Source organism: Phascolarctobacterium sp. (assembly GCF_045124115.1).
Taxonomy (GTDB): Bacteria; Bacillota; Negativicutes; order Acidaminococcales; family Acidaminococcaceae; genus Phascolarctobacterium_A.
On sequence record NZ_JBGVLF010000044.1, the window covers coordinates 80,425 to 93,851 of the forward strand.

Consider the following 13,427-nt stretch of genomic DNA (forward strand, 5'->3'; position numbering starts at 1 on the left):
ATAGAAGCGTATTGTTTTTTTATTGGAGGTTTCGATATGAAAAAATATTATCTGCCTATCGGCAAACGCCAAGAAGAAGTGCTGCTGCCGGAAGAACACGTAATCTATGATATACACGGCAATGCTGCCACCGTCTGCCCCGATGTTAAAGCTGCAGCTTTAGAAGCAATTCGTAATCCTATCGGTACCAAACCCTTGCGTGAAATAGTTCATGCAGGTGAATCCGTAGCCATCGTTATCAGTGATATTACCCGCTTGTGCGGTACCGCAGAGTTCCTGCCTGTTATTGTGGAAGAGTTGAACAGTGTAGGTGTTAAGGACGAAGATATTACTGTAGTTGTTGCTACCGGTACCCATCGCGGGCACACCCATGAAGAAGATATTACTGTTTGCGGCGAAGAAATGGTAAAACGTCTGCGTATCATCCAGCATGACAGCCGTAAAAAAGAAGATATGGTTACTTTAGGTAAAACTTCCGTAGGTAACGAAGTTGCTATCAGCAAATACGTTGCTAACGCTGACCGCGTTATCTTGACCGGTGCTGTTACTCTGCATCCCTTTGCGGGCTTTGGCGGTGGTCGCAAGGCAGTTATGCCCGGCGTTGCTGCTTACGACAGCATTATGCATAACCATTGCATGACCATGTCCCCTGTGGAAGGTGGTGGCTGCAACAAGGCTTGCGATGCCAGCCTGTTGGAAGGCAACCCCATCCACCAAGATATGAAGGAGTCCGCTGCACTGCTGGATCCTGATTTCCTGTTGAACACTGTTTTCACTCCTGATGGTGAAATCAGCGAAATTGTTGCCGGTCATTGGTACGAGGCTTGGGCAAAAGGCTGTAAGGATCTGTTGGCAATGAGCGGTGTGGAAATCAACCAATTGGCTGATGTAGTTATTGCTTCCGCCGGTGGTTATCCCAAAGATTTGAACCTGTACCAAGCAACTAAATGCCACATGAACGCTCAATTTGCAGTGAAAAAGGGCGGCATCATGATCTTTACTTTGGATTGCCCTGATATTAAAGAACCTGCTATCTTTACCGATTGCTTCAGCCGCAACGATATGGAGCAGTTTGAAAAAGATATTCGTGCTAACTTTACCATTCCTGCTTTCGTTGCTTTTAAATCCCGCTGCATCGTCAACGATGTAACTGCTTATTTGGTAACTCGTGAAGAAAACTTCGATTTCGTTAAGAAGACCGGTCATGTTCCTTGCAAGACTTTGCAGGAAGCATGGGATTTGGCCCAGGAAAAACTGGCACAGCAAGGCAAGAAGGACTATACTATTACCATTATGGGTCATGCTAGTGCAACTTTACCTATTTTGAAGAAATAAAAGCTTGTAGATTTGGTCAAATGAGAGGAGACGAATGAAATGAAGAAAAAAGTTGGTATTATTGGTTTGGGACATGTTGGTGCCCATGTTGCTTATAGCTTGATTATCCAAGGTATTCCTAACGAATTGGTATTGGTAGACCCTAAAGAGGGGAAAGTTGCCAGCGAAACCCAAGATTTGCGCGATGCTTTGATGTACTGCCCCCATACTGTCACCATTACTCCCGGCACTTACGCTGATTTAGGTGATTGCGACGTTATTGTCAACTGCATTGGCGATATTACATTGTGTGCTACCGGCAACCGTCTGGATGAAATGAACTATACTGCTGCTCAAGTAAAGAGTTATGCTAAAAAGGTAAAAGCAAGCGGTTTTAAGGGTTATATCGTCAATATTACCAATCCCTGTGATGTTATTACTGACTTGCTGGCGAAAGAAATCGGTCTGCCCAAAGGTCATATCTTCGGTACCGGTACCGGTCTGGATACTTCCCGCTTAGTAAGTCAATTATCCCAACAAACCGGTGTTGCTCATCAATCCATCAGCGCTTATATGATTGGCGAACACGGTGCCAGCCAAATGGCTGCATGGTCCTGCGTAAGCTTTGGCGGCGTGCCCCTGAGCGTACTGGAAAAGACTGATGCACGTTTTGCTTTTGACAAGCCGGAACTGCAGAAGAAAGCTATTGGCGGCGGCTGGGTAACCTATAGCGGCAAGGGCTGCACTGAATACGGTATTTGCTCCACTGCTGCCCGCATGGTTCGCTGCATTTTGAACGACGAAAAACGCATTATGCCTGCAAGCTTTGCACTGGATGGCGAATATGGCGAGCATGACGTTTTCGTTGGCGTTCCCTGTCTCATTGGCAAGAACGGCGTAGAGCGCGTGCTGGAGCTGCCCTTGACAGAAGCGGAAAAGGCAGATTTCCATCGTTGCTGCGATGATGTACGCAAGAACATTGCTACTGCCGCAACCATTCCCGCTGCAGAGTAAAACATAACTAATTGGCTAAAAATAGAAATCACGTAGATACCAATTCGGTGTCTACGTGATTTTTGTATTATGTGTATTAAATGAACTTTTGATCTATATGGTCATGTCACCATATCCCGACTCACGCGCGATTTCTTAACGCTCATTTCGTGCAGAATCACAACGAAGATTCGCGGCCAATCTTGTTCGCAAAATATGTTGCTCCTCGGTACGTTTCACTTCTGTGATTCTAAGCACTCATGAGCTAAAATCGCAATGATTCGTCTAGGGATATGGTAAAGATGACCGTTTTTATCTCAGCTTCACAACTTACTCCAACAGTTTGGCGATGTCCGGCAGGGGAGATACAGTGCGCTGCAGGATGCCGTGCATATAGGCAATGGCGATGCCGTAGTTGGTCATGGGCACGCCCTGTGCCAACGCTACCTTGTTGCGGTGCAGCATTTCCTTTTCGTTGAGCATGCAGCCGCCGCAGTGTACCACCAGCTTGTACTCGCTTAAATCCGCAGGGAACTCGCCACCGCTGGTAAAGCAGAACTCTGGTTCTGCCCGGGTGTATTGGCGGATCCACCCGGGCATTTTCACCGTACCGATATCCTGGCACTGGCGGTGGTGGGTACAGCCTTCGCTGATGAGAATCTTGTCCCCGTCTTGAATCGTATCCAAAGTGCGCACTGCCCGTACTGCATTCTCCAAACTACCTTTATAGCGAGCCATGAGGATGGAAAAAGAGGTGAGGGGTACGTTGGGTGGAACGATTTGGGCAACTTTAGCAAAGGCTTGGCTGTCTGTAACTACTAGGCGGGGTGGCTCAACCAGTTTCAGTAGTGCTTGGGCAAGTTCCGTTTCCTGTACTACTAAGCCAATAGCGTTGTTGTCCAATACATTGCGCAGTACCTGCTGCTGGGGCAGGATCAAGCGACCTTTGGGCGCAGCGCTGTCAATGGGGGTAACAAGGATAACTACGTCATAAGGATGCAGCAGATCGCCTACCAGTTGGCGTTCCGTTTCCTTGGGCTTGAGGGCGGCAATGGCTTCTTTCAGACCCTTAATATTAAAGCCTGTTTCAGCACTGACCAGATAGCAATGCTTAGTCAGCTGCATGGCGGCAACAGTCAGCATTGCCTGCTGCATTTCGCTGAGCAAATCCACTTTGTTCAAAACCACAATGCCGGGCAAGTTTTTCTCCTGTACCTTCGCCCATAGCTCTTTATCTTCTTTGGTGATGCCAGTCTGGGCATCCACTACTAAAAGTACGATGTCGCACTTGTTCAGCACTTGGTAAGCTTTTTCGATGCGAAGCTGGCCCAAATCCCCTTCGTCATCAATACCCGGGGTGTCGATGATCATCACAGGCCCCAAGGGCAGCAATTCCATAGCTTTATAAACAGGGTCCGTAGTGGTGCCCTTCTGCTCGCTGACGATTGCCAGATCCTGACTAGTAACGGCGTTGATCAGGCTGGATTTGCCCGCGTTACGCTTGCCGAAAATACCGATGTGGATACGTTCGGCAGCGGGGGTAGTGTTCAAACTCATAGTAAAACCTCCTTCGCATATAGACAAAAAGCACCGCCAAAAGCGACGGTGCTTGTAAAAACTAGGGTTAATCGATTAATTCCATCTTAGGATTGGGGTTGTATTTTCTGCCTGCTTTAGCGCAGTCCTTGCCGTTAACTTTAACGATGTCGGCGGTGAAGTTGATGTTGCCGTCGAAGAAGGAAGAACCTACAGCATAAGTGTCTACAGGAACGCCCATTTCTTCAAAAGCTGCTACGCGGGGAGCATCGAAACCACCGGAAACAATAATCTTCACATGGTTGAAGCCTTCTGCATCAAGCGCGCGGCGTACGTTGCAAACCAGTTCTTTGCAAACGCCGGTGGGTTTGAAGGTACCGATTTGGGTCCACAGGCTCTTGTCAACCATGCTGCCGGAGGTGTCTAAGCGTACACCTGCCAATTTTTTACCAAGCTTGCGGGCAACTGCCAAAGAGGTGTTGACACAGTCGTTATCAAAGTCAACCAGCGCAATACGGGCGATGGACGGATCAACATATTTGTCAAAAGCTTCCGTTGCTGCTACAGTGTCGCCGTTGTAGGAAGCAATGAGAGCGTGGGGGATGGTGCCCAAGCCTTTGCCGCCGTATGCCAAAGCGTTAGCATCGGTGGAGAAACCGGTAATGCCGCCAACCATAGCTGCATAACCATCGCTTTCTTGGGTTTGGTAAATATCGTAGCGGGCAGGGAAGAACAGTACAGGTTTGCCGTTGGCTGCTTTGACTACGCGGCGTACGTTGGTAGCAATGCGGCTTTGGCGCGCCAAAATGCCCAAATAAATAGTCTCCAGATGAGCGAAATCTGCATAGTCGCCTTCAATGGTCATCACGGTTTCCCATTCATCAACTTCTTCACCGTCGCGGAGAGCATGAATCACGATATTTTCCGGATGGAAGGCGCAGGTTTTAATTAACGCAATTACTTCATCAGTACCGCACACAACTACGTGGTCGCGGGCAAATACCTGCATCAGTACGCGGGGATGATAATTGTCGCCGTTGAGAATTTCTTCAGAACGCAGGAAATAGGCATCGGTGTAGTAACCGGCTTTAATTTTTTCTACAGGAAAGGAAAAGCTTTCCACAGGTCTTCTGTTCGTCATTTGCAGAGCCTCCCAAAAATTTTCTCAGAATTTGACAATCAATGATTGAATGTTATAAGAAATATGATACAATAATAACGCTTGTTATTCAAGTGATTTAAAGAATTTTTTTACACTCTGATTGCACAAACATGATGTTTCAGTGCATAACAGGGAGTGTTGATAGGTGCATCTAGATGACGAAAAATAAGGATAAGATAAATAAAACAGTGCTGCTGCTTTCGGCGCCCATCGGTTCGGGGCACAAGCTGGCAGCGGAGGCTTTGGTGCAGGTGCTGGAGCAGGTTCCGGGGCTGCGGGTAGTTCATGGCAATATCTTCGACTTCTTCCCCGGCTTTTTAGGTACAGCTTTTTTGAAATCCTATTTGTGGATTTTGGATTGCTGCCCATGGCTGTATGAGCTTGCCTATAAGTGGGGCAACAAGCAGGGAGGCTCTCTATGGCTCCGTAGCGCACTGAACAATGTGCTTGCATATCTGGGCAAGGGGTATTTGGAAAAAGTGCGTCCTGACGCCGTTATCGCTACCCACGCTACCCCTGCAGGCATCATTGGCTGCTATAAGAAGCAGCATCCCCAGCTTTGGCTGGGTGCTGTGGTGACGGACTACACCATTCACCGCTGGTGGCTCTGCGAAGGTGTGGACACCTACTTTATTGGTGACGAGTTGCTACGGGATAAGATTACCATGGGCTGTGATGTGCAGGCTACAGGCATCCCTGTGCGCCAAGCCTTCCTCAACCTTGATAAAGCAGCCTGCCGTGCTGATTATGGTTGGGGCGCGGAGCAGCGCGTCTGCCTGCTCATGGGCGGTGGCGAGGGCCTATTACCTATGGACGACATTATGAACGCTTTGCAAGGGGCGCAGCTAAACAACCTGCACCTTGTGGCAGTGACCGGGCGCAACGAGAAAATGGCGGCAACTTTAAAGCAGCGTTTTGGCGACACTGCAGAAATTTACGGTTTCCGCGAGGACGTGCCTAAGATGATGGCTGCTGCGGATATGATTATTACTAAAGCAGGAGGACTGACTTCAGCCGAGGTGCTGGCGGTGGGGCTGGACTTTATTATTTTTAAGCCTCTGCCTGGACAGGAGGAGGGCAACGCCCGCTTCCTCGCTGCCAACTGCGGCGCCCATGTGGCGCATAACTTGGCGGAACTGACGGAATTTGTGCGTCAAGCTGTGAATAGCGAGAAAAACACACACTTAAATGAGCACGCCAAACCGCAGGCTGCCAATGATATAAAAGCATATATATTAACGCAATTAGAGAAGAGGCTAGGACATGTGTAGTCATGTTACCATATTCCGACTCACGTGCGATTTTTAACGCTCATTTATAACCCCTCAGACACCCACACCACTAAAAGTGGTATGGGTGCCAGCTCCCCTAACAGGGGAGCCGAGACACTTTAGGTGTTTTTCCGTTTGTCTACTAGATGCTTTAAGTATTCTTACGGAAAAATAGATTATAGTGCCTCGTTCCCCCTATCTAGTGGGATGTCATTGAAGCGTAGCGAGATGACAGGGGGTGGTGAGCTAAAATCGCAATGATTCGTCTAGGGATATGGTAACGATGACTGGTTTTGTCCCAGCCTCTTTTTAAAAACACTTGACCTATACTTATTTCTTCATTATAATGAAGAAAATTGCATATTATGAAGGCTGAGGCGAGTAGGTTAGTCCTGACTGCATAATAACGCATAATATATTTACTGTATTTGTGTTTATAAGGGAGGACTGTATCTATGGATAATTTATATCTTGCTGCTGCTTGTGCCGTTGTACCCGGGTTGGGGCGTAAGACATTGACTGCTTTGTGTAAGCGTTTGGGAAGTGCTCGTGCAGTCTTTGAAGCGGACGCTCAAACTTTATGCGCCGCAGGCGTGCGGGAGGCGGCGGTGGAAGCGTTCATCACTACCCGCGACAAACAACTGCCTGCCAAAATCGATTACTACTGCCGCAAGCTGGGTATGCACCTCGTTTCTCTGTGGGATGAGGAATATCCAGAAGCATTACGCACTATTGGGGATCCGCCTGTGGTGCTGTATGTTCTGGGCAAACTGCCCCAGGAAAAATATTGTTGCGCCATTGTAGGTTCCCGTAACTGCACAGGCTATGGGGAGCGGGCAGCGGAATATTTCGCAACTAGTCTGGCGCGACAGGGCATCCCTATTATCAGCGGTGGTGCCAAGGGCATTGATGCTGCTGCCCATAGAGCGACACTGTTGGCAGGGGGAGTGACGGTGGCAGTGGTTGGCTGCGGTCTAGATATTGATTATCCCGAAAGCAACGCCGGTCTGTTCCGCAAGATTGTGGAGCAGGGAGGCGCCGTTATTAGCGAATATCCACCGGGAACCAAGCCTTTGAGCAAGAATTTCCCCGCCCGCAACCGTATTATCGTGGGCTTGAGTCAAGGCGTACTGGTAGCAGAAGCTGCCGAACGCAGTGGCGCCACCATTACGGCCAATATTGCTGCGGATGAAGGCAGGGAGGTCTACTGCGTCCCCGGGAACATTTTTGACGGCACCAGCATTGGCTGTCACGAGCTGATCCGTACAGGAGCCAAACTTGTGGATACGCCCCAGCATATTTTAGAAGATAAAGTGCAATGGGAGTTGGGCATGAGCCTCAAGGCTACCCAGCCTTCCATTTTTGACTATGTGGAGCAGGCTGATGACCTGCAGCCTACGTCTGCACCTGTACCTAAGCGTGCGGCGACGGAGCTGGGTAATAAGCTTTTAGAGCTTTTACAGGGCGGTGCACGCAGCCTAGAGGATTTGACCGAGGCTAGCGGTGCCGATTTCGCTACAGTGAGCTTGGAACTGTTGGAACTGGAAGCTGCCGGATTGGCAGGACAGGATCAGGCGCGCAGATACTACCGTAGGTAGGAGGAAATATAATGACGATGAATCTGGTTATCGTGGAATCACCTACGAAATCCAAGACAATTGAAAAGTTTTTAGGCAAAAACTATAAGGTTACTGCATCCATGGGGCATTTGCGCGACTTGCCCAAAAGCACCTTTGGTGTAGATATCGAAAATAACTTTGAGCCTAAGTATATAAATATCCGTGGCAAGGGCGATTTGATCAAAGAATTGAAAACTATGGCCAAAAAAGCCGATAAAGTTTATCTGGCAACTGACCCTGACCGCGAAGGTGAAGCAATTAGTTGGCATTTAGCCCATATTTTGGACTTGCCTGAAGATAAGAACTGCCGCATCGAGTTCCACGAGATTACGGCGGCAGCTGTTAAGGACGCTATTAAGCATCCGCGTAATATTGATATGGATATGGTGGATGCTCAGCAGGCACGCCGTATTTTGGACCGCATTGTAGGCTACGAGCTGAGTCCGCTGCTGTGGCGGAAAATCCGCAAGGGCTTGAGCGCAGGCCGCGTACAGTCTGTAGCTGTCAAGCTGGTGGCTGACCGTGATAAAGAAATTGAGGCCTTTGTGCCTGTAGAATATTGGTCCATCAATGCTAAGCTAAGGGAGCAGCCTAAGGCTCCTATTTTTGAAGCCAAGACTGTCAAATACCAAGGCAAAAAGCTGGAGCTGCACAATGAGGCGGAAGCCCGCGCTGCGGAAGCTGCTTTGTCCAAGGCAGAATACGTAGTTACTAAGGCGGAACGCAAGGACAAGAAACGTCATCCTGTACCGCCTTTTACGACTTCCAATCTGCAGCAGGAAGCTAACAAAAAGCTGAACTTCTCTGCCAAGAAGACCATGATGGTTGCCCAACAGCTTTATGAAGGCGTATCCTTGGGTAAATCCACTGTGGGCTTGATTACCTACATGAGAACTGACTCCGTACGTTTGGCAGATGTTGCTATTGACGAAATCCGCGAATATATTAAAAATAACCATGGCGAGGAGTATTGCCCCGCCCGTGCTAATCACTACAGCACCAAAAAGAACGCTCAGGATGCCCATGAGGCTATTCGTCCTACCAGCGTGCTGCGTACTCCCAGTGAGATTGCCCGTCATTTGACGGTAGATCAATTAAAGCTGTATACCTTGATTTGGAACCGCGCTGTGGCAAGCCAGATGAGCGATGCTGTCTATGACTCTACTACCTTGACCATTGGGGCAGGGGATTATGAGTTGAGTGCCAGCGGTTCCGTACTGAAGTTCCCCGGTTTTCTAGCTTTGAATCCCAAGGCTAATGACGAGGAAAAGGATAAGAGCGTTCCCTATATCGCTCCCGGAACGAAAGTGCTGCTGCACAAGCTTTTGCCTGCGGAACAGCATTTTACCGAGCCTCCCGCTCATTACACCGAAGCAACCTTGATTAAAGAGTTGGAAGAAAAGGGCATCGGCCGTCCTTCTACCTATGCTCCCACTATCGTCACCATTATCAGTCGCGGTTACGTGGTCAAAGAAGGCAAAAAGCTGTTGGCAACGGAACTGGGCTTTATGACTGTGGATATGCTGACGGAGTATTTCCCTGGCTTGATCAACGTGCCTTTTTCCGCAGAAATGGAAGCCAAACTGGACGAAATTGCGGAGCACAAACTGACGCGTCAGGATGTTCTGCGTAGTTTCTACGAGCCTTTCTCTAAAGATATGGCGCGGGCTACGGAAGAAATGCCTTTGGTACCGCCACCGCCACCGGAGGTTTCCGACGTGAAGTGCGAAAAGTGCGGTAGAATGATGGTTATCAAGGAAGGGCGCTTTGGTAAGTTCCTTGCCTGCCCCGGTTTCCCGGAATGCCGTAACGCTAAGCCGATTCTGACGAAGATTGGCGTAGCCTGCCCCAAATGTGGTCATGAGTTACTGGAACGCAAAACACGTACCGGCAAAATTTTCTATGGCTGTGAACAATATCCTGAGTGTGATTTTACTACTTGGGATTTACCTTTAAACGAAAAATGTCCGACCTGCGGTGCCATGATGGTGGAACACACGGAGCGCAGCGGACGCAAGAAAAAATTCTGCAGTAATCCGGAGTGCGCTAACGCTAAACCGGTGCGGGCCGCAACGGCGAATGCGGAGGCGAAGCCTGCCGTGCGCAAGACTGCTGCTCGTAAAACAAGTGCAAGGAAAGGAAGCAAATGAACCCTATTCACGTAATTGGCGCTGGTTTGGCAGGCTGTGAAGCAGCCAACCAACTGGCTAGACATAATATTCCCGTAATTTTACACGAAATGCGCCCTGTAAAAAGTGACGCTGCCCACAAGACTGACTATTTCGCAGAGCTGGTGTGCTCCAATAGCCTGCGCGCAGGCAATATTGAAAACGCCGTTGGCCTGTTGAAGGAAGAAATGCGCCGTATGGGCTCCTTGATTATGGAGCAGGCGGATAAGCATCAAGTGCCTGCCGGCGGAGCTTTGGCAGTGGACCGCGACGGTTTTGCTGCCGGTGTTACGGAGGCAGTAAAGGCTAACCCTTTGATTACTGTTGTCCACGAGGAAGTAACGGACCTTTCTACTTTGGAAGGCACTGTTATCGTTGCCAGCGGTCCTTTGACCAGTGATGCTCTTTCTACCAATATCCGCACTATGCTCAAGGAAGAGTATTTCCACTTCTTTGATGCAGCAGCGCCCATTGTAGCAGCAGATTCCCTTGATTATGACAAAGTTTACCGTGCTTCCCGTTATAACAAAGGCGGCGCCGACTATCTTAACTGTCCCTTCTATACCAAGGAAGAATATCTTGCCTTCTGGGAGGCGCTGTGCAATGCGGAAAGCGCACCTGTAAAAGATTTTGAGCATGATGTGTTTGAAGCCTGCATGCCTATTGAAGAAATGGCTGCCAGAGGCGAGGACACCATGCGCTTTGGTCCGTTGAAGCCTGTTGGCTTGGTTGACCCGCGTAACGGCAAGGAAGCTTATGCAGTAGTGCAGCTACGCCAAGATAATGCCGCTGCTTCCCTGTACAATATCGTAGGCTTCCAAACCCATTTGAAATGGCCGGAACAACGCCGTGTCTTTGGCATGATTCCCGGTTTGGAGAAAGCGGAGTTTGTACGTTTTGGCGTTATGCACAAAAACACCTATTTGAATTCTCCCCAACTTTTGGATAACCATTTCCAACTGCGTAGCGATAAACGTTTCTACTTTGCCGGCCAGATGACCGGTGTAGAAGGTTATGTAGAGTCTGCTGCTTCCGGCTTGATGGCAGGTTTGGCAGCGGCTAGGGAAGCCTTGGGGCTGCCTGTATTGGATTTCCCGGCAGAAACTGCTCATGGTGCTTTGGCAAACTACATTAGCAATCCTGCTATTGAAAACTTCCAACCCATGAATGTCAACTTCGGCCTTATTCCGCCGCTGACCGTCCGCATTCGCAAGAAAAAAGAGAAAAACGCACAGATTGCAGCGCGTGCACTGGACGCTTTGGAAAAATTTATGCTTGACATGGAACCTAATTTGGGCTAACATAGATTGTGTAAATATTCTTATTTCTCTATGAACTGATTCAATGAAGAACAGTGCTACGTGGCACTGTTCTTTTTTGCAGGTGAACAATGTGTTGGAATATTGTGAAGAATAGAAAAATTCGCTTGCCAATAACTTACTTTTGGTGTAGGATTATATAAGGAGAGTAGTGCTATGGCAAGTCAGGATTATCCGGAACGCTTTTTAACATATCTGGAGGTGGAGAAGGCATCGTCACCGCTGACGGTGGAGAACTACCGTAAGGATTTGCGTAGCTGTGGGGAGTTCCTGAGCAAACGCTTGGGGAAGAACTTCCTGTGGCAGCAGGTGGGCGTCCTAGATATCCGTGCGTATTTAGCAGAGTTGAATGCTCAAAAATATGCGCGTAGGACTATTGCTAGACGTGTATCCTCTTTGCGTTCCTTTTATAAGTATCTAGTGCGCGAGAATGTGCTGGAGGTTAGTCCTTTAGCACGAATACATTCTCCGAAGCTGGAAAAGAAGCTACCTTCCTTTTTAGACGAGGAGGAGGTTACGGAGCTTTTGGATTTGCCCGAAGCTACTGCTTTGGGAAGTAGGGATAAGGCTCTGCTGGAGCTATTATATGCCACCGGTTGCCGTGTTTCCGAATTGGTGGGTATTACTTTGGAGCGTATTGATTTAGGAAATCGTTTCGTAATTTTGCTGGGCAAGGGCAATAAGGAAAGATTGGTACCTTTGGGGAACGCCTGTTGCCTAGGAGTGGAGCACTATTTGCCGGTGCGTTCTGCTTTAATGAATAAGTACGGTGTCGCGGAGCATGGATATTTATTAGTTAACAGTCGCGGTGGTGTTTTGACGGACCGTAGCGTAAGAAGGATTTTGGACAAGTACATTTCCCAATTGGCACTGCGGAAGCACGTAAGTCCTCATACTATCCGCCATTCTTTTGCTACCCATTTGCTGGAGCATGGAGCGGATTTGCGTGCGGTGCAGGAGCTTTTAGGTCATGCCAATTTATCCACTACCCAGATTTACACGCACATAACCACAGAGCGCATTGCTGCTGTTTATAAGAAAAATCATCCGCGAGCATAGATTAAGGGAGGGGTCCTTGTGGAATTGTTAGAGAAAACCAGAAAGATTAACAGATTGCTGCAGAAAGGCGAGAAGGTTGAGTTTAGCGATATTGCCAAACTGCTTCGTGATGTAATCCAAGCTAACACCTATATTGTAGGTCGTAAAGGCGGTGTAAAGGGTTACGCTTTGATCCACGAATTTGAATGCGATATTATGCGCGAGCAGGTTCTTGATGGTAGTCGTTTTCCTGAGGACTATTTGAACTTTATCATGGGTGTGAAGGAAACCGTTGCCAATATTCCCCATGAAAACCAAAACTGCTCCTTTATTGCTGATACAAAGTGTATTTTCAAGGATAAGATGACCACTGTTGTGCCTATTTACGGCAATGGTGAGCGCATCGGTACCTTGATTGTTGCTAAATATGACGAAAAGTTCAATGATGAGGATCTACTCTTGGCGGAATATGCTGCCACTGTTTTGGGCGTAGAAATTCTTCACGAGCGTGCAGCGAAGATTGCGGAAGAAGCCCGCAAGAAAGCTATGGTACAGATCGCTCTGTCCACCTTGTCCTACTCTGAAATGGAAGCTATTACCAATATCCTGAAAGAGTTGGATGGTATGGAAGGCCTTTTGGTTGCTTCTAAGATTGCTGACCGCGTAGGCATTACCCGTTCCGTTATCGTTAATGCTCTGCGTAAGTTTGAAAGCGCAGGCCTGATTGAAACCAAGTCCTTGGGCATGAAGGGTACCTATATCCGTGTTATCAATGACCTCCTTTTTGAAGAACTGAAGAATAAAAAATAAACCGGTGACTAACCGTTAAAACTGTGAATATAAAGGTCGCGTAGATGCTGAGTATGGCGTCTGCGTGACCTTTTTTATGTGACGTGGACCCTATAGTTTGGACACCCCCCTTATATTTAGACTGCTAGTTGCAGATATCTACTATATTCGAAGGGGGTCTTCTGCTTGAGATTTTCTTGGTAACGCTCATATCTGTA

At 48.3% G+C, this 13,427-nt stretch carries 10 protein-coding genes; 8 read left to right on the forward strand and 2 right to left on the reverse strand.

Annotated features, from left to right (window positions below; translation table 11 throughout):
• Positions 1–36: 36 nt before the first annotated feature.
• Both larA and ACJMM4_RS06555 read left to right on the forward strand, forming a co-directional pair.
• Complete coding sequence (larA, locus tag ACJMM4_RS06550; protein ID WP_405381602.1) at positions 37–1,335, forward strand: nickel-dependent lactate racemase; 1,299 nt, start codon at positions 37–39, stop codon at positions 1,333–1,335.
• 39 nt (positions 1,336–1,374) lie between these two features.
• Complete coding sequence (locus ACJMM4_RS06555; protein WP_405381600.1) at positions 1,375–2,328, forward strand: L-lactate dehydrogenase; 954 nt, start codon at positions 1,375–1,377, stop codon at positions 2,326–2,328.
• 309 nt (positions 2,329–2,637) lie between these two features.
• Here ACJMM4_RS06555 and hydF read toward each other — a convergent pair whose 3' ends face one another.
• Positions 2,638–3,864 (reverse strand): [FeFe] hydrogenase H-cluster maturation GTPase HydF, encoded by a 1,227-nt coding sequence (gene hydF / locus ACJMM4_RS06560; protein WP_405381598.1) that lies wholly within the window; start codon positions 3,862–3,864, stop codon positions 2,638–2,640.
• A gap of 67 nt (positions 3,865–3,931) precedes the next feature.
• Positions 3,932–4,984: a nicotinate phosphoribosyltransferase gene (locus tag ACJMM4_RS06565; RefSeq protein WP_405381596.1), complete on the reverse strand. Its 1,053-nt coding sequence runs from the start codon at positions 4,982–4,984 to the stop codon at positions 3,932–3,934.
• A gap of 176 nt (positions 4,985–5,160) precedes the next feature.
• On the opposite strand from ACJMM4_RS06565, the gene ACJMM4_RS06570 reads away from it, so the two are divergent.
• The 6 genes from ACJMM4_RS06570 (at position 5,161) to codY (ending at position 13,230) form a co-directional block, all read left to right on the forward strand.
• Positions 5,161–6,276, forward strand: a complete 1,116-nt coding sequence (locus ACJMM4_RS06570) for an MGDG synthase family glycosyltransferase (RefSeq protein ID WP_405381594.1) — start codon at positions 5,161–5,163, stop codon at positions 6,274–6,276.
• 455 nt (positions 6,277–6,731) lie between these two features.
• The gene (gene dprA, locus ACJMM4_RS06575) at positions 6,732–7,874 is read left to right on the forward strand and encodes a DNA-processing protein DprA (protein ID WP_405381592.1); all 1,143 of its coding nucleotides are present in this window, start codon (positions 6,732–6,734) and stop codon (positions 7,872–7,874) included.
• Between the two features lie 11 nt (positions 7,875–7,885).
• Positions 7,886–10,045, forward strand: a complete 2,160-nt coding sequence (topA, locus tag ACJMM4_RS06580; protein WP_405381590.1) for a type I DNA topoisomerase — start codon at positions 7,886–7,888, stop codon at positions 10,043–10,045.
• Positions 10,042–11,364 (forward strand): methylenetetrahydrofolate--tRNA-(uracil(54)-C(5))-methyltransferase (FADH(2)-oxidizing) TrmFO, encoded by a 1,323-nt coding sequence (trmFO, locus tag ACJMM4_RS06585; RefSeq protein ID WP_405381588.1) that lies wholly within the window; start codon positions 10,042–10,044, stop codon positions 11,362–11,364. The genes topA and trmFO overlap by 4 nt, the downstream gene beginning before the upstream one ends.
• A 174-nt stretch (positions 11,365–11,538) precedes the next feature.
• Complete coding sequence (gene xerC / locus ACJMM4_RS06590; RefSeq protein ID WP_405381586.1) at positions 11,539–12,441, forward strand: tyrosine recombinase XerC; 903 nt, start codon at positions 11,539–11,541, stop codon at positions 12,439–12,441.
• A gap of 18 nt (positions 12,442–12,459) precedes the next feature.
• Entirely contained in the window at positions 12,460–13,230 is a 771-nt protein-coding gene (codY, locus tag ACJMM4_RS06595) for a GTP-sensing pleiotropic transcriptional regulator CodY (RefSeq protein ID WP_405381584.1), read from the forward strand.
• Positions 13,231–13,427 lie beyond the last annotated feature (197 nt).

Bases quoted from the DNA above. Each gene is read 5' to 3' on its own strand.
- larA (WP_405381602.1), top strand. From the start codon at position 37: ATGAAAAAATATTATCTGCCTATCGGCAAACGCCAAGAAGAAGTGCTG.
- ACJMM4_RS06555 (WP_405381600.1), top strand. From the start codon at position 1,375: ATGAAGAAAAAAGTTGGTATTATTGGTTTGGGACATGTTGGTGCCCAT.
- hydF (WP_405381598.1), bottom strand. From the start codon at position 3,864: ATGAGTTTGAACACTACCCCCGCTGCCGAACGTATCCACATCGGTATT.
- ACJMM4_RS06565 (WP_405381596.1), bottom strand. From the start codon at position 4,984: ATGACGAACAGAAGACCTGTGGAAAGCTTTTCCTTTCCTGTAGAAAAA.
- ACJMM4_RS06570 (WP_405381594.1), top strand. From the start codon at position 5,161: ATGACGAAAAATAAGGATAAGATAAATAAAACAGTGCTGCTGCTTTCG.
- dprA (WP_405381592.1), top strand. From the start codon at position 6,732: ATGGATAATTTATATCTTGCTGCTGCTTGTGCCGTTGTACCCGGGTTG.
- topA (WP_405381590.1), top strand. From the start codon at position 7,886: ATGACGATGAATCTGGTTATCGTGGAATCACCTACGAAATCCAAGACA.
- trmFO (WP_405381588.1), top strand. From the start codon at position 10,042: ATGAACCCTATTCACGTAATTGGCGCTGGTTTGGCAGGCTGTGAAGCA.
- xerC (WP_405381586.1), top strand. From the start codon at position 11,539: ATGGCAAGTCAGGATTATCCGGAACGCTTTTTAACATATCTGGAGGTG.